Annotated in this window: 19 protein-coding genes; 8 read left to right on the top strand and 11 right to left on the bottom strand. The window is 66.7% G+C overall.

The window, feature by feature from the left end; translation table 11 throughout:
- Positions 1-20: 20 nt before the first annotated feature.
- Positions 21-506 (bottom strand): peroxiredoxin, encoded by a 486-nt coding sequence (locus ABN401_RS01200; RefSeq protein WP_349682985.1) that lies wholly within the window; start codon positions 504-506, stop codon positions 21-23.
- Between the two features lie 134 nt (positions 507-640).
- Here ABN401_RS01200 and ABN401_RS01205 point away from each other — a divergent pair, with 134 nt between their 5' ends.
- Entirely contained in the window at positions 641-1207 is a 567-nt protein-coding gene (locus ABN401_RS01205) for a YqgE/AlgH family protein (protein WP_349682986.1), read from the top strand.
- Here the strand turns inward: ABN401_RS01205 and ABN401_RS01210 are convergent.
- The gene (locus ABN401_RS01210; protein WP_349682987.1) at positions 1204-2871 is read right to left on the bottom strand and encodes a putative bifunctional diguanylate cyclase/phosphodiesterase; all 1668 of its coding nucleotides are present in this window, start codon (positions 2869-2871) and stop codon (positions 1204-1206) included. The two genes, ABN401_RS01205 and ABN401_RS01210, sit on opposite strands and share 4 nt — an antisense overlap.
- 15 nt (positions 2872-2886) lie before the next feature.
- Positions 2887-3474, bottom strand: coding sequence for a GNAT family N-acetyltransferase (locus ABN401_RS01215; RefSeq protein ID WP_349682988.1), 588 nt, complete (start codon positions 3472-3474; stop codon positions 2887-2889).
- A 93-nt stretch (positions 3475-3567) separates the two neighbouring features.
- On the opposite strand from ABN401_RS01215, the gene ABN401_RS01220 reads away from it, so the two are divergent.
- Positions 3568-4722 (top strand): aromatic ring-hydroxylating oxygenase subunit alpha, encoded by a 1155-nt coding sequence (locus ABN401_RS01220; RefSeq protein WP_349682989.1) that lies wholly within the window; start codon positions 3568-3570, stop codon positions 4720-4722.
- Between the two features lie 4 nt (positions 4723-4726).
- Here ABN401_RS01220 and ABN401_RS01225 read toward each other — a convergent pair whose 3' ends face one another.
- Together ABN401_RS01225 and ABN401_RS01230 are read right to left on the bottom strand one after the other, a co-directional pair.
- Positions 4727-5383, bottom strand: a complete 657-nt coding sequence (locus tag ABN401_RS01225) for a TetR/AcrR family transcriptional regulator (protein WP_349682990.1) — start codon at positions 5381-5383, stop codon at positions 4727-4729.
- Between the two features lie 193 nt (positions 5384-5576).
- On the bottom strand, positions 5577-7400 hold the full coding sequence (locus ABN401_RS01230; protein WP_349682991.1) for a cation:proton antiporter domain-containing protein: 1824 nt from the start codon (positions 7398-7400) through the stop codon (positions 5577-5579).
- A 144-nt stretch (positions 7401-7544) separates the two neighbouring features.
- Between ABN401_RS01230 and ABN401_RS01235 the strand changes: the two genes are divergently transcribed.
- The gene (locus ABN401_RS01235; protein WP_349682992.1) at positions 7545-7811 is read left to right on the top strand and encodes a DUF6356 family protein; all 267 of its coding nucleotides are present in this window, start codon (positions 7545-7547) and stop codon (positions 7809-7811) included.
- An 11-nt stretch (positions 7812-7822) separates the two neighbouring features.
- Positions 7823-9052 carry a CaiB/BaiF CoA transferase family protein gene (locus ABN401_RS01240; RefSeq protein ID WP_349682993.1) on the top strand — a complete coding sequence of 410 codons (1230 nt, stop codon included), beginning with the start codon at positions 7823-7825 and terminating at the stop codon, positions 9050-9052.
- On the opposite strand, the gene ABN401_RS01245 is transcribed toward ABN401_RS01240, so the two are convergent.
- The 5 genes from ABN401_RS01245 to ABN401_RS01265 all read right to left on the bottom strand — a co-directional run bounded on the left by ABN401_RS01245 (position 9006) and on the right by ABN401_RS01265 (position 18166).
- Positions 9006-9398, bottom strand: coding sequence for a VOC family protein (locus tag ABN401_RS01245; protein ID WP_349682994.1), 393 nt, complete (start codon positions 9396-9398; stop codon positions 9006-9008). The genes ABN401_RS01240 and ABN401_RS01245 overlap by 47 nt on opposite strands.
- Positions 9399-10646 (bottom strand): 2-oxoglutarate dehydrogenase complex dihydrolipoyllysine-residue succinyltransferase, encoded by a 1248-nt coding sequence (gene odhB / locus ABN401_RS01250; protein WP_349682995.1) that lies wholly within the window; start codon positions 10644-10646, stop codon positions 9399-9401.
- Between the two features lie 68 nt (positions 10647-10714).
- A complete protein-coding gene (locus ABN401_RS01255) occupies positions 10715-13726 on the bottom strand; it encodes a 2-oxoglutarate dehydrogenase E1 component (RefSeq protein ID WP_349682996.1) in 3012 nt (1003 codons plus the stop codon).
- A 138-nt stretch (positions 13727-13864) separates the two neighbouring features.
- The gene (locus tag ABN401_RS01260) at positions 13865-17053 is read right to left on the bottom strand and encodes an efflux RND transporter permease subunit (protein ID WP_349682997.1); all 3189 of its coding nucleotides are present in this window, start codon (positions 17051-17053) and stop codon (positions 13865-13867) included.
- A 3-nt stretch (positions 17054-17056) separates the two neighbouring features.
- Positions 17057-18166, bottom strand: a complete 1110-nt coding sequence (locus ABN401_RS01265) for an efflux RND transporter periplasmic adaptor subunit (protein WP_349682998.1) — start codon at positions 18164-18166, stop codon at positions 17057-17059.
- A 235-nt stretch (positions 18167-18401) separates the two neighbouring features.
- On the opposite strand from ABN401_RS01265, the gene lepA reads away from it, so the two are divergent.
- A complete protein-coding gene (gene lepA / locus ABN401_RS01270) occupies positions 18402-20210 on the top strand; it encodes a translation elongation factor 4 (protein WP_349682999.1) in 1809 nt (602 codons plus the stop codon).
- A gap of 23 nt (positions 20211-20233) precedes the next feature.
- Here the strand turns inward: lepA and ABN401_RS01275 are convergent, their stop codons facing one another.
- Positions 20234-22426, bottom strand: coding sequence for a Z1 domain-containing protein (locus ABN401_RS01275; protein WP_349683000.1), 2193 nt, complete (start codon positions 22424-22426; stop codon positions 20234-20236).
- 131 nt (positions 22427-22557) lie between these two features.
- On the opposite strand from ABN401_RS01275, the gene ABN401_RS01280 reads away from it, so the two are divergent.
- Genes ABN401_RS01280 through ABN401_RS01290 form a run of 3 tightly spaced genes read left to right on the top strand, consistent with a single transcriptional unit; the run spans position 22558 to position 24763 of the window.
- The gene (locus tag ABN401_RS01280) at positions 22558-22971 is read left to right on the top strand and encodes a very short patch repair endonuclease (protein ID WP_349683001.1); all 414 of its coding nucleotides are present in this window, start codon (positions 22558-22560) and stop codon (positions 22969-22971) included.
- Between the two features lie 11 nt (positions 22972-22982).
- Complete coding sequence (locus ABN401_RS01285; RefSeq protein ID WP_349683002.1) at positions 22983-24146, top strand: DNA cytosine methyltransferase; 1164 nt, start codon at positions 22983-22985, stop codon at positions 24144-24146.
- Positions 24143-24763, top strand: coding sequence for an Eco29kI family restriction endonuclease (locus tag ABN401_RS01290; RefSeq protein ID WP_349683003.1), 621 nt, complete (start codon positions 24143-24145; stop codon positions 24761-24763). The genes ABN401_RS01285 and ABN401_RS01290 overlap by 4 nt, the downstream gene beginning before the upstream one ends.
- Positions 24764-24874: the final 111 nt, after the last annotated feature.

Below are 24874 nucleotides of genomic sequence, written 5' to 3' on the forward strand. Positions count from 1 at the left end.
CTTGTGAGCGGTAGCGTCCCTTAAATCTGCGCGATGAGATGCTCGGCCGAGGAGACCTCGAACACACCGGGCTCCTCGATGTTCAGCTGGGTGATGACCCCGTCCTTGACCAGCATCGAATAGCGCTTGGACCGCTGGCCCATGCCGCCCCGGCTGGCGTCCATGGTCAGGTCGATGGCGCGGGTGAACTCGCCGTTGCCGTCGGCCAGCATCAGGACATCGTCGGCGCTGACAGCCTGGCTTTCGGCCCAGGCCCCCATGACGAAGGGATCGTTCACCGACAGGCAGGCGATGGTGTCCACGCCCTTCGCCTTCAGCGCGTCCCTGTGATCGACGTACCCCGGCAGGTGGCGCGCCGAACAGGTCGGGGTGAAGGCCCCCGGGACGGCGAACAGGGCGACGGTCTTGCCCTTGAACACCTCGTCCGTCGTGATCGGCCGGGGCCCGTCCGGGGTCGGTGTCATCAGGGTGGCGGACGGCAGGCTGTCGCCGATCTGAAGGGTCATGGCAGGCTCCGGTGGAAGGGTCGAGTAGGACGCTCAGGGCATCTGTGGTTCAGATAGTCCGCGCGGGCACCAAGGCCAAGCCCGCGTCGCCTGAACGTCTTGCGCCAGGCCGTCTTCATGCCGATCATCAACCCATGTCCGACTTCCAATCCCTGACAGGTCGCCTGCTGGTCGCCATGCCCGGCATCGGAGACCCGCGCTTCGAACACGCCGTCATCGTGGTCTGCGCCCACGGGCCGGACCATGCGATGGGCCTGCGGATCGACCGGCCCGCGCCGGGCGTGGATCTGAAGGCCGTGCTCAAGACGCTGGCGACGCCCAGCGTCGGCGGTGACGACCGGCCCGTGCTGATCGGCGGTCCGGTGGAGCGCGAGCGCGGCTTCGTGTTGCACACCGACGACTGGATGATCGCCGATTCCTCGACGCCGTTCGGCGACGGCCTGGCCATGACGGGAACGCGCGAAGCCTTGGCGGCGATGACCGACCTGGCCATGGGCCCGCGCCGCGCGGTGCTGGCCCTGGGCTATGCCGGTTGGGGCGATGGGCAGCTGGAGGAGGAGATCGCCGACAACGTCTGGCTGACCGCAGAGGCGGACCTGGACGTCCTGTTCGACACCGATTTCGACACAAAGTGGACCCGGGCCCTGGCCGGTCTGGGGGTGGACGCCGCCCGCCTGTCAAGCCAGAGCGGCCGGGCCTAACCCGAGCGCGCCTTCAGCGGGGCGGCGCCGTCTGAAAGGCTCTCGTTCAGATAGACCTCGGCCTCCTGCGCCGGCAGGGCGGGCGCATAGCCGAAACCCTGGCCGTAATGGCACTGAGCCTGAAGCAGCAGCCGGGCGAGGCCCGCGTTCTCGACGCCCTCGGCGACCACTTCCAGCGACAGGTCGCGGCCCAGATTGACCACCGACTTGACGATCTTGGCCGAGCCCTCGTCCTTGTCCATGGTCAGGACGAAATAGCGGTCGATCTTGAGCGTGTCGAACGGCAGCCGCGCCAGATAGGACAGGGACGAAAACCCGGTGCCGAAATCGTCGAGCGCCAGGGAGGCGCCCGCGTCCTTGAGCTTTTGCAGGATCACGGCGGCGGTCGCCGTGTCGCGCATGATGTCGCCCTCCGTGACCTCCAGCTTAAGAGCGCCGCGCGGCAGGCCGGTTTCCGCGATGACGCGGGCCACGTCCTCGACCAGATTGGGTCGCTCGATCTCCCCGACCGACAGGTTGACGCTGCAGAACAGGCTGCCGGCGGTGGGGTGGCGCTGGATCCACTCGGCCAGTTGCCGGGCGGACTGGGTCATCATCATCAGCCCCAGATCGTTCATCAGGCCCATTTCGTCGGTCAGGCCCAGGAACTCGTCCGGCGGGACCAGGCCCCGCTTGGGGTGACGCCATCGGGCCAGAGCCTCGAACCCGGCCACCGCCCCGGTGTTCAGGTTCACGATCGGCTGGAAGAAGGGCTCGATCTCGCCGCGCACGAAGGCGTTCCTGAGGTCGGCCTCGAGCGCCAGACGACTGAGGCTGTCGCTCTCCAGGGCCCGGCCATAGGCGGCGGTCCCGCCCCGACCCAGCTTCTTGGCCGATCCGACGGCCAGCTCGACCCGGCGCAGCAGTTCGGCGGCGTCGGCGGCGTCGGGCCCCCCGTCGCAGGCGACCGAGCCGATCGAGACGGTCGGATAGATGTCGAAGCCCGCGACCCGCAGAGGCTGCTCCAGGGCATCCCGTAGCCTGTCGGCGGCATTGCCAATGCCCCGCGGCACGATGATGGCGAACTCATCCTCGCCGATGCGAGCCGACGAGGCGGCGTCGGAGAAAGCGGCGGCCATGCGCGAGCCAAGGGCGGAGATGACCCGATCGGTCCGCTCGTGGCCCAGGGCCTCGTTCAGCCGGCGTAGCCGGTCGACGTCGGCCACGATCATCTCGTACTCGCCGGGGGCCGTGAGGGCCTCGCCGACGCGCGCCAGAAAGGCCTTGCGGTCCAGCAGGCCAGTCAGCTCGTCCTTGTCCGACCCGGAAATCTTGGTCTCCAGCGCGACCATCCCGGCGGCGCGCAGTCCATCCTCGAGCCAGACCCCGCGCCACAGGCAGGTCTCGGACCCGCGCATGCGCAGGCGGACAGCGACTTCTGTACCCTCTTCGGCCGGCTTCAGGATGCGCTCCGCCAGGGCCCGGTCCTGCGGCAGAGCCAGGGCGACGAAGGCCGCGCCCGAGCAATCGGGGGCCAGGGGGCCCAGACCCAGGGACCGCGTCGCGCCCGTCAGACGCAGCGAGTCCTCGGCGGGGGTCCAGATCCACAGGGCGCTGTCGGCGGCGGCCAGCGCCTCGATCGCGGTGGTCGCGTCCCAGGTCAGGCTGCGGGATCGCGGGGTCACGTCGCGGGCATTCCTTCAGGACGCCTTGAACTCGTCAGAGACCAGGCCGAACAGAAGATGGTCTGCCCACACGCCGTTAATTTTAAGATAAGCCCGGGCCTCGCCTTCCTTGCGAAATCCGGCCTTTTCCAGAACCCGTCGCGAGCCGATGTTGGCCGGCAGGCAGGCCGCTTCGAGCCGATGCAGCCGCGCGGACGAGAAGGCGAAGCCCGCCATCGCGCGCAGCGCCGCCGTGCCCAGCCCCCGCCCCGCATAGGGCTGGCCGATCCAGTAGCCGAGCGTCCCGGTCTCGGCCACGCCGCGCCGGACGTTCGACAGGGTGATCGCGCCGTACAATGTCTTGCCCTTCGGATCGAGCACGAACAGAGGCCAGGCGTGGCCCTGGTCCATCTCGCGGGCATAGAGGGCCAGACGGCGGCGAAAGGCGGCGCGCGTCAAATCGTCCTCGGGCCAGGCCGGTTCCCAGGGCTGGAGATAGGCCCGCGACCGGTCGCGCAGATCGGCCCAGGCGGCGAAATCCCCGGCGCGCGGCGGACGCAGCAGGACGCCGTCGCCCTCCACTACGGGACCGGTCGCCTCCGTCATCCAGTCCAGCAGGGCCATGGCCCAAGACTAACGCGTGTCGGGCGCCGTGTCTCCGGCAGGACGCCGCGGGCATGGTTTCGCGACGGCGCGTCAGGCCCTAGACTGGCGGCCATGCCCGCAGACAGCTCCACCTCCTTGTCATCCCGGACAGCGCGGAGCGCCGATCCGGGACCCGACGCCAAGGCCCCGCCTCAGGGCTTCGGTCGCGGCTTCGTACTCGACACCTGGTATTTCGCGGCCCTCGCGCGCGATGTGCGGCCGGGCGAGATGAAGCGTCACGAACTTCTGGGTGAGCCGGTCTTGATCGGCAGGACTCGGGCCGGCTGTCTGTTCGCCATGCGCGACATCTGCCCGCACCGGGCCGCCCCCCTGTCGGCGGGCCGCATCGTGGACAAGGGCGATCCCGGCGGGGACGGCACCGAGACCGTGGAATGCCCCTACCACGGCTGGCGTTTTCGCACCGACGGCGTCTGCGCGGCCATTCCGTCGCTGGTCGACGACCAGGCCTTCGAGGCCGACCGCATCCGGGTGCGGTCCTATCCCGTGGCCGAGAGCCAGGGGATGGTGTTCGTCTTCCTGCGCGCCGACCCACGCTCCGAGGCCGAGCCCGACCATGCGCCCCCGACCTTTCCCGGCGTCGTCGGCGGCGAAGCGAAGCTGGTCGAGGTGATGGATTTCGACAGTCACATCGACCATGCGGTCGTCGGCCTGATGGATCCCGCCCATGGCCCCTATGTTCATCAGCAGTGGTGGTGGCGCTCGGAGCATTCGATGCACGAGAAGTCCAAACGGTTCGAACCCTGTGACCTGGGCTTCGCCATGGTCCGCCACGCGCCGTCGTCGAACAGCCGAGCCTACAAGATCCTGGGCGGCACGCCGGCCACCGAGATCACCTTCCGCCTGCCCGGCTATCGCTGGGAGCATATTCTGGTGGGGGAAAAGCAGGTCCTGGCCCTGACCTGCCTGACGCCGGTGACGGAGACCAAGACGCGCATCACCCAGATCTTCTGGTCCGACCACTGGGTGTTCGGGATCGCCAAGCCTTTCCTGCGGATGGGCGTGGTCGCCTTCCTGAAGCAGGACGGGGGGATGGTGAACCTGCAGAACGAGGGGCTGCGCTATGACCCCGCCCTGATCTGGATCGACGACGCCGACACCCAGGCCAAATGGTACCAGCAGCTGAAGCGCGAATGGACGAAAAGCCGCGGCGAGGGCCGCGGCTTCGTCAATCCTGTGAAATCCGCCGTGTTGAGATGGAAGAGCTAGCGGGTTACTTGGTCGCCACGCCCGCCAGCAGGGTGTCGACCTGGCGGCCGATGTGCCGGGCCAGCTGGTCCACGGTCCAGCCGTCGTAGGCGGCCCGGCGATAGTTGGACAGATAGGCGTCCCACGTCAGCTCGGTCAGCAGAGGCACGTCGGCGTCCTGGTTCAACTCGCCGGCGGCGACGCCCTGGCGGAGGATTCCGGCGATGACGTCGGTCAGGCTGCGGGTCGCGGCGCGCTGGCGGGTCTCGGCGGCCACCGGCTGGAACCAGGACCGGGCGACGATGGCCTGGAACAGCGGCAGTTGGTCGATCGAGCCGTGATAGCCCGCCGACAGGGCGTTCACCAGGCGATCACGGGTCGAGCCGTCGCCGGCGCCCTTCTGCATGGTTTCGGCCAGACCCGCCATGTCCTCGGTCAGGACGGCCTCGAACAGCTCGGCCTTGTCCTGGAAGTTGGCGAAGACCGCGCCCGTCGACATGCCGGCACCCTTGGCGATGTCGCGGATGGTGGCGGGTTCATAGCCGCGCTCGGCGAACAGGTTACGCGCGGCGTCCAGGACCTTCTGGCGGGTGCGCACCTTGGCGGCCTGACGCCGGTTGAGCCGGGGCTCTCCGGACGGTGTGGAGGCGACGGAAGAGGCGGTCGACGCGGACTCACGCATGAACACGAATACTCTGTGACTGACGCCGCGCGGAGGAAGAGCCGCGAGGCCGGTTGAGGGGCAGGGGAAAGGCAGGAAGACCGGCGGCGATCCACAAAGGCGGACGCACACGGCCGGCCCTCGCAAGGCCAAGCCCCGGGAGGAGCCGCCGCTTTCACCAGCAAAGCGTGACCAAATTGGGTCGTGGACAGAGTTAAGGCTGCAGTCTGGCCCGCAGCGCCCGTGTGGGCCGATCGCGCCGGTCTGCGGGGATGGCCTCCTGGAAGACGGCGCGGAACTTGTCCCGCCGCTCATGGATCGAGGCCAGGACCAGCCCCATGGGTATGCCCAGGTCGACCAGGGTGTTCTCGGCCAGTTGCAGACTGGCCTCGGTCGTCTCGGGCACGGCGTCGGTGACGCCGAGGGCATACAGCCGCGCGGCATGACGGTCATCGCGGGCGCGGGCGATGACGGGGAGGTCCGCGCGCAGGGCTCGGGCGGCGATGACCACCTCATCGACCTTGCCGGGCGCATCCATGGTGACGACGACCGCGCGGGTCTCGTCGATTCCGCACAGCTTCAGCATCTCCGGCCGCGCGGCGTCGCCGTAGGAGACGTTGAAGCCGTCCCGCCTGGCCGCGGCCACCGTCGAGACGTCGCTGTCCACGGCGATGAAGCTCTGGCCGTGCTCGGCCAGCATCTCGGCGACCAGGCGACCGACGCGGCCGAAGCCGACGATCAGAACGTCGCCCGCGCGGGGCTCCGCCTCTGTCGGGATCAGGGCCGTGGCGACCGGAGCCTTGCCCGCCAGCTTCTGGCCCAGCATGGCCATCAGGGGCACGCTGAACATGCTGATGGTGGCCGAGACCAGGACGGCCTGGGTGAAGGCGGGGTCGGCGATACCCTCGACCAGGCCGGTGTTCAGAATGACGAAGGCGAACTCCCCGGCCGGGCCCAGGACCAGCGCGGTCTCGACCGCGGCGCGCCACGACAGGCCCCAAAGCCGGGCCAGGCCGAAGATCAGCCCGGCCTTCACCGCCGTCAGGGCCAGGGCCAGGCCGAAGACCCCGACCGGGTTGGCGGCCACGGCGTCGAGATCCAGCCCGATGCCGACCCCGACGAAGAAGACGCCCAGCAACAGGCCCTTGAAGGGCTCGATGTTGATCTCGATTTCGCGGCGATACTCCGTCTCGGCCAACAGCAGGCCTGCGATCAGCGCCCCCAGGCTCATCGACAGACCCGCGGCCTCGGCCGCCACGCCCGCCCCGACGACGATCAGCAGGCACAGGGCGACGAACAGCTCCTGACGGCCGCCGCCGCCCTTGGATCGACTCTTGGCGACCGAGCGGAACAGGGGGCGCAACCCCAGCCGTCCCACCACCACCAGGAGAGCGATGACTGCGGCGGCAGGGGCCAGGGTCAGAAGCGCGCGTCCGATCGTGCTGGGGTCCAGATCGCCACCCGTCATGGCGAGCGTCGCCAGCACCGTCACGGTCACCAGAATGGGCGCGACCGCGAGATCCTGGGCCAGCAGGGTGGCGAAGGTCGCGCGCCCGACCGAGCCGCGCATGCGGTTGCGCTCGGCCATGACAGGCATGACCACCGCCGTGGACGACAGCGACAGGCCCAGACCCAGGACCGCCGCGCTGGCCAGGGGCTGACCCATCAGCATGAAGCCGCCCGCCAGCACCGCCGCGCACAGGGCGATCTGGCTCATGCCCAGGCCAAAGACCAGCCGCCGCATGGCCCGCAGCCGGTCCCACGACAGCTCCAGTCCGATCATGAACAGCAGGAAGGCCACGCCCAGCTCGGACAGTTGCGCCAGCTGTTCGGCGTCCGAGATCGTCAGCAACCCCAACCAGGGCACGACGTCGGAGAACCGGCCCAAGCCGTCCGGCCCCAGCAGGACACCGGCGGCCAGGAAACCCAGCACCGGGCTGATCTTCCACCGGCTGAACAGGGGCACGACGACGCCCGCCGCCGCCAGGAAGACGACGAGGTCCTTGTATTCGCCGCCGCCCCCGTGCGCGCCCGCCATGCCGTCTCCCGGTTGTCGATAGGCCGGTGGTCTGACGCCCCTCCGACCAGCCATGGTCACCGTTCGGCGGGCGTGCCGCAAGCCCGCACGAGGCGAATAGCGAGACGACTGGAGCGAAGCGTTTCGCCGGTCTAGTCTGGCCTCATGCTCCGGACCCTGAACCGCCTGTTCGCCGACCACCCGCGCGAGGTGGGCGAGACCTATCTGCACCACGCCGCCGCGGCCTCGCGCTTCGGCCTGAAACTGGCCCGGCTGACCGCCTGCGCCTTCGCCCATGCGATGGTGCCGGGCGTCCACAAGACGACCGTGTCCGACGAGATCAAGAGGATGGCGGACGACCTGGGCTATCGGGCGCAGATCGCCCGCGAATGCCGGATGCGCGACGCCGGCGCCTTCGATCCCGGCCTCTAGGACCCCCGCCCATGACCCAGCCTCAGGCGCTCTCGGGCGTTCGCGTGCTCGACCTGTCGAGGGTCCTGGCGGGCCCCTGGGCGACCCAGATGCTGGCCGACCTGGGGGCCGAGGTCATCAAGATCGAACGGCCGGGCATTGGCGACGACACCCGGGCGTGGGGCCCGCCGTTCACGACGAAGGTCGACGGGTCGCGCGGCGACGCGGCCTATTTCCTGTGCGCCAACCGGGGCAAGAAGTCGGTCGAGCTGGACATGGCGACGGCGGAAGGCGCGGACACGATCCGGCGACTGGTGGGCACCTCGGACGTGCTGGTGGAGAACTTCAAGGTCGGCGGACTGGCGAAATACGGCCTGGACTACAAAAGCCTGGCGGCGATCAATCCGCGCCTCGTCTATTGCTCCATCACCGGCTTCGGCCAGACCGGCCCGCGCGCCCAGCAGGCCGGATACGACTACATGATCCAGGCCATGGGCGGGCTGATGTCGATCACCGGCCAGCCGGATGGCGCGCCGGGGGCCGAGCCGATGAAGGTCGGCGTCGCCGTGGTCGATCTGGCGACCGGCCTCTATGCCTCCAACGCCATCCTGGCGGCCCTGCTGCACGCCCGCGCGACGGGCCAGGGCCAGCACATCGACATCGCCCTGTTCGACGTCCAGGCCGCCATGCTGGCCAATCAGGCGACCAACTGGTTCGTCTCCGGTGTCGCGCCCACCCGCATGGGCAACGCCCACCCCAACCTGGTCCCCTATCAGCCCTTTCCCTGTTCGGACGGCATGGTGGTGATCGCGGTCGGCAACGACGGACAGTTCCGGACGCTTTGCGGCGTGCTGGACGCCGGCGCTCCGGCGGGGGACGCGCGCTATTCCACCAACGCCGGACGGATCGAACACCGCGTCGAACTGGCCGCCACGATCTCGGCCGTCACGGCGGGCTGGACCATGGCGGAGCTGATGCAGGCGCTGGAAACGGCCGGTGTCCCCTGCGGGCCGATCAACACCGTCGAACAGGTCTTCGCCGAGCCGCAGGCGATCGAGCGGGCCTTGGAGGTCACGCAGGCGCGCGACGACCTGTCAGGCCCCGTGCGAACCGTGGCCAACCCGATCCGGCTATCGGCGACCCCGATCCGCTACGACACACCACCCCCGGCGCTCGGCAGCAGCACCGGCTCGGTGCTCGATCGACCCTCCGCTATCAGAGCGGTCGGTTCAGCGCCGCCTCGGGATCGCGGTACGCCTTGATCTCGATCAGATAGCCGTCTGGGTCGACCAGCATCATCTTGGCCTGTCCCCGAGCGTCATCGACGGTCGGGGAAAGCCTGAAGATCGCCTTGGCCTCGTTCAGCCGGCCGGCGAGCACTTCCCAGTCGTCCCAAGCCAGGGTCGCTCCGAAATGGAGCGTGTCCCTCTGAGGCAAGGGCAAGACGCCGCCGGGTCGGGCGTAGACCGTGACCTGCGCGCCGAAAAGCCAAACATCGATCCAGGCCCGCGTCCGGCGTCCGACCCGAGCCCCCAGAGCGCCGGTGTAGAAGGCCTCCGTCCGATCGAGGTCTGCGACAGACAGCGACAGATGGAAGGCCGGCGCCATCTACAGGTCCAGCAGCGCCCGCGCCGGATCTTCCAACAGCTGTTTCACCCGCACCAGGAAGGTCACCGCCTCCTTGCCGTCGACGATGCGGTGATCGTAGCTGAGCGCCAGATACATCATCGGACGGATCACGACCTGACCGTCCACGGCCATCGGGCGCTGGACGATGTTGTGCATGCCCAGGATGCCCGATTGCGGCGCGTTCAGGATCGGCGTCGACATCAGCGAGCCGTAGGTGCCGCCGTTGGTGATGGTGAAGGTGCCGCCCTGCAGCTGGTCCAGCGTCAGGTCGCCGTCACGGGCGGCCTTGCCCAGCGCCCCGATGCCCTTCTCGATCCCCGCCAGCGTCAGCTGATCGGCGTCGCGCAGGACCGGCACGACCAGACCCTTGTCGGTGCCGACGGCCACGCCGATGTCGTAGTGGTTCTTGTAGATGATGTCAGAGCCGTCGATCTCGGCGTTGACCGCCGGGATCTCCTTCAGGGCCGCGACCACCGCCTTGGTGAAGAAGGACATGAAGCCCAGCTTGACGCCGTGGGCCTTTTCGAAGGCGTCCTTGTACTGGTTCCGCAGCGCCATGACCGCCGTCATGTCCACCTCGTTGAAGGTGGTCAGCTGGGCGGCGGTGTTCTGGGATTCCTTCAGGCGGCGCGCGATGGTCTGGCGCAGGCGGGTCATCTTGACCCGCTCCTCGCGCGGATGATCGGCGCGCGGGGCGGAAGAGGCAGCGGGTGCCGCCGCCGCCGGGGTCGGAGCCGGCGCCCCGCCGATCGCGGCCAGGGCGTCGCCCTTGGTGATATTGCCCTTGGGCCCGGTCGGAGCGATAGCCGACGGGTCGAGCTTGTTCTCGGTCACGATGCGCTGGACCGAGGGCGAAAGCGCCGCGTCGCCGGCGGGTGCCTTGTAGGCGGCGGACCCGGCATTGGCCGAGCCCGGCGCGGGCGCATCAGGCTTCGCCGGGGCCGGTTCGGCCTTGGCCGCCGGCGCGGCGTCTGCGGGCTTGGCGGCGACCGCGCCTTCGGTCACCGAACCCAGGATCGCGCCCGGCGTGACCGTGTCGCCCTCGGCGAACTTGATCTCGGCCAGGCTGCCGTCCGACGGCGACACGACCTCCAGCGAGACCTTGTCGGTCTCCAGCTCGACCAGGATCTCGTCCTTCCTGACCGGGTCGCCGACCTTCTTGGACCATTTGGCGATGGTCGCTTCGGAGACGGATTCTCCGAGCGTGGGGGTCAGGATGTCGGCCATGGATCGGTTCCGGTTCGTGTCAGGCGGGTCGGTATATAGGCGAGCGGTGTGTCAGGCGTGAGAGGCCGTCAGGCGAGAGCTTCGGTCGTGAAGGCCTCGAGTTCCTTCAGATGGCGGCTCATCTGGCCCGCGGCGGTCGAGGCCGAGGCCGGGCGGCCGACATAGCGGGCGCGTTTGGACGTCACGTCCAGCTTCTCGAGCGTCAGTTCCAGCCAAGGATCGACGAAGGTCCAGCCACCCATGTTCTTGGGCTCTTCCTGACACCAGACCACCTCGGCCTGGGGGAAGCGGGCCAGTTCGGTCAGCAGCGACTTCATCGGCCAGGGATAGAACTGTTCCAGCCGCAACAAATAGACGTCGTCACCGCCCTGACCGGACGCGACCTTCTTCTCGCGGGCGTCCAGAAGGTCGTAATAGACCTTTCCAGAACACAGGACGACGCGGCGGATGTCCTTGTCCGCCTTGATCGTGATGCCGGAGACCTCGGGCCGCGTCTGGGCGTCGTCGTGCAGGACCCGGTGGAACGAGCTGCCTTCCGCCATGTCCGCCAGGGTCGAGACGGCCTTCTTGTGCCGCAGCAGCGACTTGGGCGTCATCAGGATCAGGGGCTTCCTGAACGGCCGGTGCATCTGGCGGCGCAGGATGTGGAAATAGTTGGCCGGGGTGGTGCAGTTGGCGACCTGCATGTTGTCCTCGGCGCACTGCTGCAGGAACCGCTCCAGCCGCGCCGATGAATGCTCCGGGCCCTGGCCCTCGTAGCCGTGGGGCAGCAGCATCACGAGGCCGCACATCCGTAGCCACTTCCGTTCGCCCGACGAGATGAACTGGTCGATCACCACCTGGGCGCCGTTCACGAAGTCGCCGAACTGGGCCTCCCACATCACCAGGGTGTTGGGGTCCGACAGGGCGTAGCCGTATTCGAAGCCCAGCACGGCCTCTTCGGACAGGGCGGAATCGATCACCTCGAACTGCTGCTGGTCGGCGTTCAGGTTGTTGAGCGGGACGTAGCGCTCCTCGGTCGTCTGATCGACGATGCCGGAATGGCGCTGGGAGAAGGTGCCCCGCACCGAATCCTGGCCCGACAGGCGCACCGGGAAGCCCTCGGTGACGAGCGAGGCGAAGGCCAGGCTCTCGGCGGTCGCCCAGTCGATGTTCTGACCCTTGTCGATGGTCTCGCGGCGCCCCTCGAGCACGCGCTTGAGCGTCTTGTGGACGTCGATGTCGTTGGGGACGGTCGTCAGGCGGTGACCGAGATCGCGCAGCCGGGCCTCGGGCACGGCGGTCTCGCCCCGGCGCTCGTCACCCTCCGGCAGACCGACGCCCTTCCACTGACCGTCCAGCCAGTCGGCCTTGTCGGCCTGGAAGGTCTTTCCGGCCTCGAACTGTTCGTCCAGATATTGTTCGAAGCGGGCGACCTCGGCATCGACGTCGGCCTGGGTCAGCACGCCTTCCTCGATCAGCCGCCGGGCATAGATTTCGCGCGTCGAAGGCTGGGCCCGGATCTTTGAGTACATCAGGGGCTGGGTGAAGGTCGGGTCGTCGCCCTCGTTGTGGCCGAACCGGCGGTAGCAGAACATGTCCACCACCACGTCCTTCTTGAACAGCTGGCGGAACTCGGTGGCCACCTTGGCGGCGAACACCACCGCTTCCGGGTCATCGCCGTTGACGTGGAAGATCGGGGCCTGGACCATCAGGGCCACGTCCGACGGATAGGGGGTCGAGCGGCTGTTACGAGGGCTGGTGGTGAAACCGATCTGGTTGTTCACCACGAAATGCATGGTGCCGCCGGTGCGATAGCCCTTCAGCCCCATGAGGGCGAAGCATTCGGCCACGACGCCCTGACCGGCGAAGGCGGCGTCGCCGTGGATCAGGACCGGCATGACCTTGGACCGGTCCAGCGCCCATTGCGCCTCCGGCAGTCCCTTGTTGGCCTCGCGGATGTCAAAGGCCTGCTTGGCCCGCGCCTTGCCCAGCACGACCGGGTTGACGATCTCCAGGTGCGAGGGGTTGGCGGTCAGGGACAGGTGGACGCGGTTGCCGTCGAACGACCGGTCCGAACTGGCCCCCATGTGGTATTTGACGTCGCCCGAGCCCTCGATGTCGGACGGCACCGACGAGCCACCCTGGAACTCGTGGAAGATCGCCTTGTAGGGCTTGCCCATGACGGCGGCCAGCATGTTCAGCCGCCCCCGGTGAGCCATGCCGAACACCATCTCGTCGACGCCCATGGCCCCGCCGCGCTTGATGATCTGTTCCATGGCCGGGACCATGGCCTCGGCACCGTCCAGGCCGAACCGCTTGGTGCCGGGGAAACGCTTGTGCAGGAACCGCTCGAAGCCTTCGGCCTCGATCAGCTTGTTCAGGATGGCGATCTTGCCCTGCTGGGTGAAGCCGTTCTTCTCGAAGGCGTCGGGCCCCTCGAACCGCTGCTGGAGCCAGGATTTCTCCTCCGGCTCGGCGATGTGCATGAACTGGATGCCGATATTGCCGCAGTAGGTCCGCTTCAGGATCGCCATGACCTCGCGGATGGTGCCGGTCTGCAGGCCCAGCACGCCGTCCAGATAGATCGGCCGGTCCATGTCGGCCTCGGTGAAGCCATAGAACTCCGGCGTCAGCTCGGGATTGCTGCCCGGCTGTTCGATGCCCAGCGGATCCAGGGTCGCCGCCAGATGTCCGCGCACGCGATAGCTGCGGATCAGCATCAGAACGCGGATGGAGTCGTGGGCGGCGGCGCGAACCTCCTCAGCGGAGACTCCCGCCGAACCGGGAGCAGCCGCAGCCACCGGAGCAGGCCTGGCCTTGGGATCGGCTTTCGGCGTGGGCCAGCGACCATCGAACACCGCCGAGGCCTCGGTCGGTTCCGACGTCGCCGGACGGCCCCAGGGCGCGGCCGAAGAGGCCGCCTTCACCGACTGGGCGGAATCCCTCAACTGATCGAAGAAGCCGCGCCATTCGGCCGACACGCTGGACGGATCGGCCGCCCATCTGTCGTGCAGCTCCTCGATGAAGGCGGCGTTCGAGCCATAGAGAAAGCTGGTCTCGGCAAAGACCTGGTTCAGCCGACCGGCATCGTCCGCCATCGTGTTCGTCGTCCCGACATCGGCCTCGGGGTTGGTTAGCGGTCACATCCGCGTGAGGCCGGCGCGGATCATATAGGCCCTGTTTCCTTATGGGTCATGACCGAACGAGGGCCGAACCCGACTTTTCTGGCCTCGAAACTACTCGGCAGGCTCGGCGGTGGCATGCTGTCCGCCGAAACGACGCTCCAGCTGACGCTCCAGGCGTCTCTTGACCCCGTCGATCAGGCTGAACGCCGCCGGGATGAAGATCAGCGACAGGGCCGTCGAGGTGATCAGCCCCCCGATCACGGCGATCGCCATCGGCGAGCGGAACTCCGTGCCCTCGCCGAAGGCCATGGCGATCGGCAGCATGCCCAGACCCATGGCCAGGGTCGTCATGATGATCGGCTGGGCGCGCTTGTGAGCCGCGTCGATGATGGCGTCGTAGCGGTTCATGCCTCGCTGCATGGCGATGATCGCATAGTCGACGAGCAGGATGGAGTTCTTGGCCGCGATCCCGGTCAGCATGATGATGCCGATCAGGGCCGGCATGGACAGGGCTTTTCCGGTCACCAGCAGCAGGAAGAAGGCCCCGCCGAAGGACACGGGAAGCGCCGCCAGGATGGTGATCGGGTGAAAGAAGCTTTTGAAAAGCAGGACCAGGACCACATACATCAGCAGGATGCCGGTCACGATGGCGAAGATGAAGCCCGACGCCGTCTCCTGAAGGTTTTCCAGCTCGCCGGACACGGCCTGGCTGACGCCCGCGGGCAGGTTCTGCATCGCCGGAAGGGCATCCACCCGTTCGGACGCCTGGCCCAGGGTGATGCCGTTCAGCTCGGCCGTCAGGCTGGCGACGCGGCGTCGATCCAGACGCGTCAGCTGGTTGGGGCCCGCCCCGAAGCTGATGTCCGCTACAGACGCCAGCGGCACTGTCGTTCCCGACGCCGTCGGCACCTGCAGGTTCTCGAGCAGGCCCAGATCGGTCCGGGACTGTTCGGTCAGCATGACGCGGATCGGCACCTGGCGGTCGCCCAGATTGAACTTGGGCAACAGCTGGTCCGCGTCACCCAGGGTGGCCACGCGCGCCACCGACGAGATGTCCGAGGCCGAGACGCCCTGCAGAGCCCCCACGTCGCCCTTGGGCGTGATCAGGATCTCCGGCCGGACCAGGGCCGCCGTCGAGATGACGTTGGCCAGACCAGGGACGGATCGCATCTCGCGCTCGACCGCCGCCGCGGCGTCCTCCAGCACGTCGCCGTCGTCGCCGACCAGAGAGATCGAGACCTGGCCGCCGCCGCCGCCTTCCTGGCCGAACTGGACCCGGGCCCCGGGGATCTGTCGCAGGACCGGACCCATTTCCTGTTCGAAGGCCTGCTGGCGGATGCTTCGCTCGCTCTTCTTGACCAGATTGACCGTGATCGACGCCCGGCGAACCTCGCCCGCGGACGAGCCGCCGCCGGGGCCGAAACTGGTCGTGGCTGAGCCGATCGAGGCATAGACCGAGCGGACTTCCTCGCGGGCGCTGAGGGCGTCGGTGACGCGCTGCACGGCTGCGTCGGTCTCTGCCAGGGTCGCGCCAGGCGGCAGCTGGACTGTGACGTTCGAGCGCGAGAGGTCCTCTACCGGGATGAACTCGAACGGCAGGCGCGAGGCCAGAAACAGCGAAAAGATGAAGAACAGCAGTCCCAGCCCCATCACCCACATGCGGTGATCGAAGGCGCGCCAGACGAAATGCCGCCGAAAGAAGCCGCCGGTCTTGCGTTCGCGGTCGGCCTTCAGCCGCTCGGACCCGGAGTGGCCCAGACCCCACCGCAGGAGCTTCAGATAAGCGGTCATCCAGCGAGGATCGCCGTGCTCCTTGCCCTGATCCGCCTTCAGCATATAGGCGCCCATCAGGGGGGTCAGGGTGCGCGCCACGACCAGAGAGAAGAAGACGCTGACGCAGGTCGCGATGGCGAAGCTCTTGAAGAACTGGCCCACGACGCCGGGCATGAAGCCCGTCGGGGCGAACACCGCGATCAGGGTCGCCGTCGTGGCGATGACCGCCAGTCCGATCTCGTCGGCGGCTTCGATGGCAGCCGGATAGGGGGCCTTGCCGTCCCGGATATGGCGGACGATGTTCTCGATCTCGACGATGGCGTCGTCGACCAGGATGCCGATCGTCAGAGACAGGGCCAGCAGGGTCACGACGTTCAGCGACTGCCCCGTCAGGTCCATGACCAGAAAGGTCGGGATCAGCGACAGCGGCATGGCCACCGCCGCGATCAGGGTCGCGCGCCAGTCGCGCAGGAACACCAGCACCACCAGAACCGCCAGCCCGGCCCCCAGCAGCAGGGCCTCCACCGAGGCATGGAAGTTGTTGATGACGTCCTGGGTGGTGTTGGTCACCTCCTCGATGGTGACGTTGGCCAGCTCCTCGTCCAACGCCTCGACCTGTTCCTTGGTGCGCTCGTAGACGTCGAGCTCGGACGAACCGAGCGACCGGCTGATCGAGAAGGCCACGACCTCCTCGCCGTTGAAGCGGGCGCGCCCGCGCGGCTCGGACCATTCGTCCGTCACCTCGCCGAGATCGCCCAGCCGCACGGTGCGACCGCCGACCGGGATCAGGGTTTCCGCCAGAGCCTCGACAGAGGGGGCGGACCCCAGGGTGCGGATCGCCTGTTCGTTGCCGCCGATCTCGCCCCGGCCACCGGGCAGGTTGATGTTGGCCGCGCGCAGCTGGTTCGACACCGCCGCGGCGCTGACGCCCTGGGCGGCCAGTTTCTCCGGATCCAGCTTGACGCGGATCTCGCGATTGACGCCCCCGTCGCGACTGACCTGGCTGACGCCGGCCACCGACAGCATGCGCTTGGCGATGGTGTTGTCGACGAACCAGCTCAGCTCCTCCGGGTTCATGCCCGGGGCCCGGACCACATAGGTCACGATCGGAATGGCGGTGAACTCGATGCGCTGGACGATCGGTTCCTGGACGTCGGCGGGCAGGTTCTGGCGCACACCGGCGACGGCGTTGCGCACATCGTTCGTCGCCTTTTCCAGGTCGACGCCCAGATTGAAGGTGATCGAGGTCGTCGACACCGAATCGCTGACGACCGAGTTGATGTCGTCGACCTCGCCCAGACCCGCCACCGCGTCCTCGATCAGGCGGGTGACCTGGGTCTCCAGCTCCGTCGGCGCCGCGCCGGACTGGACGACCGTCACAGCCACGATCGGAAGGTCGACATTGGGGAAGTTGTTGATGGGCAGTCGGCCGTAGCTGATGATGCCCGCGACCGTCAGCACGACGAACAGCAGCACGACCGGGATCGGATTCCGGATCGACCAGGACGAGATGTTGTTGAAGTTCATGGCTCAGCGCGCCTCGGCCGACGCGGCGGCGGCGGCCTGAACGACGCGGACCTGATCGCCCTCGCCCAGGAATCCGGCACCTTCGACCACCACACGCTGACCGGCCTCGAGACCGGCGGCGATGGCCACACGGCCTTCGCTGCGCCCGCCCTCGGTGATCGGCTGGAAGCGAACGGTCGAGTCCGCCGCCAGAACATAGACGCCCGCGCGGTTCTCGCGGAACACGACGGCGGCGGCGGGGACGGTCAGCGAGGGCTGGCTGCCGGCGTCGATCTCGGCCCGGGCGAACATGCCGGGCTTCAGCGCCGTGCCGCCGGACAGGGCGACGCGGGCGACGCCCAGCCGCGTCTCGGGATCGACCTGGGGCGTCACGATCCGGACCGCGCCCGACGCCTGACCGGCCTGATCCGAAATGATGGTGGCGGGCATTCCGGCGCGGACCAGGGCCAGTTCGGCTTCCGGAATCCGGGCGTCGAGCTCCAGACGGCCGTCACGCACCATGCGGAACAGTTCCGATCCCGCGGCGACGATCTGGCCGCGCGTGACGCTGCGGCTGGAAATCAGCCCGGAGACCGGCGCGCGGATGGTCGCCTGGTCCACGCGCGTCTGGGTCTCGGACAGTGAAGCGCGCGCAGAAGCGAGATTGGCGGCAGAGGCGCGCTGGTTGGCCAGGGCCGTGTCCAGCGAAGCCTGCGACAGGAACCCGCGCTCCTTCAGCTCCTGGGACCGGGCCAGGGCCGCCTCATCGCGGGCCAGATTGGCCTCCGCCGTCTGGACCGCCGCCTGCTGCTGTCGAAGCTGCGCTCTCAGAAGGGCGTCGTTCAACTGAACCAGGGGCTGGCCCTGCCGGACATATTCGCCCTCGTCGACATAGACGGCCGTGGCGACCAGACCGCCGGTCTCGGCCCCGACAGGGACTTCCTCCCAGGCGGTGACGGTGCCCGAAGCGCTGATGACCCTGGGCAGATCGCTCGAGGTCACCGTCACGGCCGTGACCGCCTGACCGACGGCGTTCGGCGCCTCGGCGTCCGTTTCCTTGCCTTCGGATCCTCCGCAGGCGGCCGTCAGCAGCGCCAGCGCCAAGACGGCAATCAGCGTCGGCGCGCGATGCACGGGAAGTGTCGAGGACGTTGAGGCCACGGGCGGTCCTGTTGTTCTGGAGCGTGGCGAGGGAGCGCCACGATGTCATCACCGGATGACCGGCGCGGCCTCATACCGCGTTACGTCCCTTGGCTCAAACGCGGCAGCTCTCATTACGACGAAGTAATGAGGCCTGGCGTGGGCCAATCGTCCCGGACCTGTTCGCCGCGTTGGCGCACGGCCACCACCATGCTAACCGCGCCGCACCATGACGACACCCCCCACTGAACGCATCCGGAATTTTTCGGTGGTCGCCCATATCGACCACGGCAAATCGACCCTGTCCGACAGACTGATTCAGTTTACCGGCGGCCTGACTGCGCGGGAGATGAGCGCTCAGGTTTTGGACTCGATGGAGATCGAGAAGGAGCGGGGGATCACGATCAAGGCGCAGACGGTGCGTCTGAACTACAAGGCCAGGGACGGGCTGGAGTATGTCCTGAACCTGATGGACACGCCGGGGCATGTGGACTTCGCCTATGAGGTCAGCCGGTCGCTGGCGGCGTGCGAGGGCTCTTTGCTGGTCGTGGACGCGTCGCAGGGGGTCGAGGCCCAGACCCTGGCCAATGTCTACCAGGCCATCGACAACAACCACGAGATCGTGCCGGTCCTCAACAAGATCGACCTGCCCGCCGCCGAGCCCGACCGGGTCCGCCAGCAGATCGAGGACGTGATCGGCATCGACGCGTCGGACGCGGTGCTGGCCAGCGCCAAGTCCGGCATCGGCATCGAGGAGGTGCTGGAGGCCATCGTCACCCGCCTGCCGGCCCCCAAGGGCGACCCCGACGCCCCCCTGAAGGCCATGCTGGTCGACGCCTGGTACGACCCCTACCTGGGCGTCGTCCTGCTGGTGCGGGTGTTCGACGGCGTGCTGAAGGCCGGCCAGCGCATCAAGATGATGCAGCACGGCACCACCCATCTGGTCGACCGGGTCGGCGTCTTCCTGCCCAAGAACACCCCCGTGGACCAGCTGGGCCCCGGCGAGGTCGGCTTCATCACCGCCCAGATCAAGGAGGTGGCCCAGGCCGCCGTCGGCGACACCATCACCGACGAGAAACGCCCCACGGCCGAGCCCCTGAAAGGGTTCAAGGACGTGCAGTCCGTGGTCTTCTGCGGCCTGTTCCCGGTCGACGCCGCCGATTTCGAGGACCTGCGCGCCGCCATCGGCAAGCTGCGGCTGAACGACGCCTCCTTCACCTTCGAGATGGAATCCAGCGCCGCGCTCGGCTTCGGCTTCCGCTGCGGCTTCCTCGGTCTGCTGCATCTGGAGATCATCCAGGAGCGCCTGAGCCGCGAGTTCAACCTGGACCTGATCGCGACGGCCCCCTCGGTCGTCTACAAGATCGGCAAGCGCGACGGCACCGAGATCGATCTGCACAACCCCGCCGACCTGCCCGACGTGATGCAGATCGAGACCATCAGCGAGCCGTGGATCAAGGCCACCATCCTGACGCCCGACGAGTACCTGGGCGGCGTCATCAAGCTGTGCCAGGACCGGCGCGGCAGCCAGATCGAGCTCAGCTACGTCGGCACGCGGGCGCTGGTGGTCTATGAGCTGCCGCTGAACGAGGTCGTCTTCGACTTCTACGACCGGCTGAAGTCGATCTCGAAGGGCTATGCCAGCTTCGATTACGAGCTGACCGACTACAAGGTCGGCGACCTGGTGAAGATGTCGATCCTGGTCAACGCCGAGCCGGTCGACGCCCTGTCCATGCTGGTCCACCGCGCCCGGGCCGAGACGCGCGGCCGGGGCATGGTCGAGAAGATGAAGGAGCTGATCCCGCCCCACATGTTCGTCATCCCGATCCAGGCCGCCATCGGCGGCAAGATCATCGCCCGCGAGACCGTGCGCGCGCTGAGGAAGGACGTGACGTCCAAATGCTACGGCGGCGACGCGACGCGCAAGAAAAAGCTGCTGGAGAAGCAGAAGGCCGGCAAGAAGCGCATGCGCCAGTTCGGCAAGGTCGAGATCCCGCAGGAAGCGTTCATCGCGGCGCTGAAGATGGATGAGGATTGAGGGGCCAGCAAGAGGACCATGGTCTAGTCGTCAGGGTCGTCGCGGACAGATGTCGCAAAAATGCTCGGCATCGATTTCGCTGGCGCTACGATGACTGGCCACCAAAACGGCGCACCGCGCCAGCCAGCGTCCTCGCCCCCCTCCTGTTGCAGAACAGCAAGAACTGGCAGCGAGCCTGGCAACGTGCGGAAGGCCGTCCGCTCTTGATAGGACAGTGGGGCATCTGAGAAGCGGCCGCTTGCCCGTTTCCTACTCAATTCGCGGCCCGTGCCGGCAAAAAGCCAGCATTTTCCCCGCTTCGGTTCTGGAGTGGTTATCCGAGAATAATACTCGATCGCCGCCCTCGCTGCCTCCCAGTCGAACTCGTACCCGGTCTCAAAGTCGAACGCATTTTCGAGAAGGTCGAGAATTCCAACCGCTACTTCGCAGTCAATTTCTACTGGCTGACCCAATCCATTTAGTGCGTCTGACGGGATAAGCTTTGATACCGCTCCATCAATTTTTGCCAAGGCCGACTTTGACTTGGTTTGAAAGCCAAACGGCACGAGCGCGCCGTTTGGACGCAACGCGACTATATTCGAAACAAGTATCTTACTTGGCGCACAGGGCACGATACGTGCGTTGGAATCCTTCATCACGAAAGCCACGCCTCGCTCATGTGCGCCGACCACAAATGCATGGCGCAGCGCTGCGTCGAACTCGTGGATTCGGCGAAGCGCGATGAAATTCGAAGCTGTCGTATAAAACCGGCTTACAGCAAGGTCAGCGCGAGGCCTTGCGCCGTACATACGCGCGTGCTGGAGCACAGTGTCTTGCTGCATTTTTTTTGGTGATCTTCCATAGAAGAACGTCAGTAGGTTGGGGACAGTTATGCCCCTATCCAGAATCTGCCCTCCGATAAACACGTTGAACGGCGTCCGCAGCTTTAGCTCAGCGTTTTCATCTAAGAGCGCTTGGACATCGTTGTCTGAGTTGACTCTTTCTGTAACTACTCCACCCTTCAGAAAGGCTTCTCTGACTTTAATTATGACTTGTTCCCTAAGTGGGAGCTGATAATCCCCGGCGTCGATAGATCGAGACAAGTCGTCGATGGCCCTCCCTACCAAGTCAGAGAATATGGCGTCTCCCGACTTCGCGGCATCGCCCATACCTGTGATGATTTCCTTGGAGACTGTGTGCTGCCAAGCATGGGAAGCGCGAGCGGTCTCGACGTGGACGATCATTGAGTATCGCTTTAGCGCATCGCCCGCTTCCGCCTGCTGCATTCGCCGAATCACCGATGCTGTCACGAACCCCACAATTGCGTGTCGTAAGGCCTCTGTCCTTTTGCAGGTCAGGGCCTCGTCGGACCGAATTCGCCTGCGATCTTCTTTTTTGAGGGCTGTGAGTTCCTCCTCTTGCACCTCGTGCCAGAGATAAAACTCCGGGGCATCTTCATCATGTTGCCCAAAGTATTCGTCTCCACCGACGTAGCTGTCATGAATTGGAACAAGTTGTGTAAACGCGGGCCGTTTTGGTTCAAATGTGAAATTCTTGCCCGGAGCGGGTTCGTATTCGTCCGGTTGAAGATACAGTGAGTATGGAGTGGCGGTGACTTGGAGGACAGCTGTATTTGGAAGATCACGCCTGAGCTCGTCGATCCGATCCGCTATACGACCTTGCTCAATCTCGCCTGTTCCTTTGTTCTTCGAGAATCGGATTGAGGCGAAATCAGCCTCATCATCCACGATCAGGACGCGCTTACTTCCCAATTTGGGGTGAGTTTCAGAGAATAATTTAAGAAGACGCTTCATATTGTTGGCTTCTTTTTTGGCAACAAATATGAGCTTATGGCCGTCGATTTCCCAATCTGTAAGATTAGGGACATTCATAATGTCGTAAACCGCGAGCTCCTCAGCGTCTCTGAATTCTTTGTACTCTGTTGAAATGCGGTTTACGGTTTGCTGGGCTAGTGTCTTGGTACATTTCGTAAGTACAACGGCAACATCGAATCCGTTGTCAAAGGCAGAAGCAACAATCCCAAGGAAAGCGCGCGTCTTACCCGATTGGATTTTCCCAAGCAGCATTCCGGGGCGTCGTCCGTCTGTCTCGGACGACAACAGGGCTTGGACAGTGTTCTGCACACAGGCTTCGAGTTCGGTGCCTTCGGCTGAGCCGGAGGCGAGGCGCGCGGCCTTAAGCCGTTCATAGAAGCCACCCGATGTTATATCGTTCATGACACTCTCCGAGCACGACCAAAATAGACAACCCAAAGGCGCCCGATTCGGTCGCGACATCCATGGGTTCGAAAGAAGCCCTCGGCGCATTGCGACGCACGCAGGATTCCTGTTTTCGGCGTTATCTGTCGATGGACTCGCTTACGACCGCAGCACGCTCCGAACGCATGTCCCGCGTTCGCGGAAAGAACACCGGCCCTGAGCTCGCCGTCCGCCGCCTGATCCACGGCTTGGGCTATCGCTTCCGTCTGCATCGTCGCGACCTGCCCGGGACGCCCGACCTCGTCTTTCCCGGACGGCGCAGGGTCATCTTCGTGCACGGCTGTTTCTGGCATCGGCATCCGGACCCCGGCTGTCGTCTGGCGCGGATGCCCAAATCGCGGCAGGACTATTGGGGACCCAAGCTGGAGGGGAACCGGGTGCGCGATCTGCGGAAGGAAGCCGCCCTGGCCGAGGCAGGGTGGGACGTGATGACGATCTGGGAATGCGAGCTGCGCGACATGGGTTCACTCGAGAACAGAATTAGAACATTCTTGGGCGCATGAGCGGAGCGACCATGCGATCCATCGAACTGTTCGCCGGCGCCGGCGGCCTGGGCATCGGGCTGCACCGGGCCGGCTTCCATCCGGTCCAGGTGGTCGAACGCGACGTCTATGCCTGCGACACCATCCGCGAGAACCAGAGGCGGGCCGGATCGGTCGTGGCCCACTGGCCGCTGGAACAGGGCGACGTGCGGACGGTGGATTTCGGCGTGCACGAAGGCAAGCTGGACCTGATCTCGGGCGGGCCACCGTGCCAGCCGTTTTCGATGGGCGGCAAGCACAAGGCCTATGACGACGCGCGCGACATGTTCCCCCAGGCGATCCGCGCGGTGCGCGAGGCGCGGCCCAAGGCCTTCGTGTTCGAGAATGTGAAGGGGCTGACGCGGGCCAGCTTCCAGAACTATTTCCAGTACATCCAGCTGCAGATGCGCCACCCCGAGGTGACGGCGCGGGCGGACGAGGACTGGGCCGATCACCTGGCGCGGTTGGAGCAGCACCACACATCGGGGGCGAAGGGCGGGCTGAACTATCGGCTGGTGACGCGGCTGTTGAACGCCGCAAACCACGGGGTGCCGCAGAAGCGCGAGCGGGTGCTGTTCGTCGGCTTCCGTGACGACTTGGACCTGGAGTGGAGCTTCCCGATCCAGACCCATTCGGCCGAGGCCCTGATCTGGGACCAGTACCGGGACGGGTCGTACTGGGACCGGCATCGGGTGGCGCGGAAGGACCGGCCGGAGAACGAGGCCCTGACCGCGCGGGCGGCGCGGATGGAGGCGCGGCCGGTCGGCGAGGCGTGGAAGACGGTGCGCGACGCGATCCACGACCTGCCCGATCCCGAGCATGATACGGTCAGGGCGCGAGCGGTGGCCAACCACCGGTTCCAGGCGGGAGCGAGGAGCTATCCGGGGCACACGGGCAGTCCGCTGGACGAGCCGGCCAAGACCCTGAAGGCCGGGGTGCACGGGGTGCCGGGCGGGGAGAACATGCTGAGGAAGCCGACGGGCGAGGTGCGGTACTTCACGGTGCGCGAAAGCGCGCGGCTGCAGACCTTTCCCGACGATTATGTGTTCCACGGGTCGTGGACGGAGACGATGCGGCAGCTGGGGAACGCGGTGCCGGTGAGGCTGGCGGAGATGGTGGGGCGGGACGTGGCGCGGCGGTTGAGGTTCGCGGCGTGACGGAGCCGTACAATCCGCTGGACAAGCTGAACTTGGCACGCAGCATCGAGGTCGAGCTGCTGGGGCGGCCGATGGCGGGGTTCGGGGAGCTTGGCGACCTGAGCGGCGCGGGGGTCTATGCGATCTACTATTTCGGGCCGTTTGCGGCCTATGCGCCGATCACCGATGGCGGGCGGCCGATCTATGTCGGCAAGGCCATTCCCAAGGGCGGGCGGAAGGGCGGCTTGGGGGCCAACGCCGGCGTGGAGCGGGCCCTGCGCGACCGGCTGGGCCAGCACGCCAGCTCGATCCAGCAGGCGACGAATCTGGAGTCGGGCGACTTCAAGGTCCGGGCCCTGGTGGTCGACGACATCTGGATTCCGCTGGGCGAGAACATGCTGATCGAGAGCTTCCAGCCCGTCTGGAACGTCGTTATCGACGGGTTCGGCAACAAGACGCCGGGCGCGCGGCGGGCGACGCAGTTTCGCTCGCCGTGGGACGTGCTGCATCCGGGGCGGACCTTCGCCGAGATGCTGGCGGCGCATCCGCTGGGGGTCGAGGTCTTCGAGCAACGGGTGCGGGATTATCTGGCCGGCAAGGCCGTGCCGCTTGCGCCGGAGGGCGAGGGGGACGACTGAGGCGTTCGCTGTTCTCGCCTATCCTCCAAGCTCGGGCCGATTTCGCCTGTGGGATCAACGGCCGCGCCTGACGAGGCGGGCTGAACGCGCCCGCATGGGCGGTGGTGTCAG

The sequence above is a fragment of the Brevundimonas aurifodinae genome (assembly GCF_040195595.1).
GTDB lineage: Bacteria > Pseudomonadota > Alphaproteobacteria > Caulobacterales > Caulobacteraceae > Brevundimonas > Brevundimonas aurifodinae.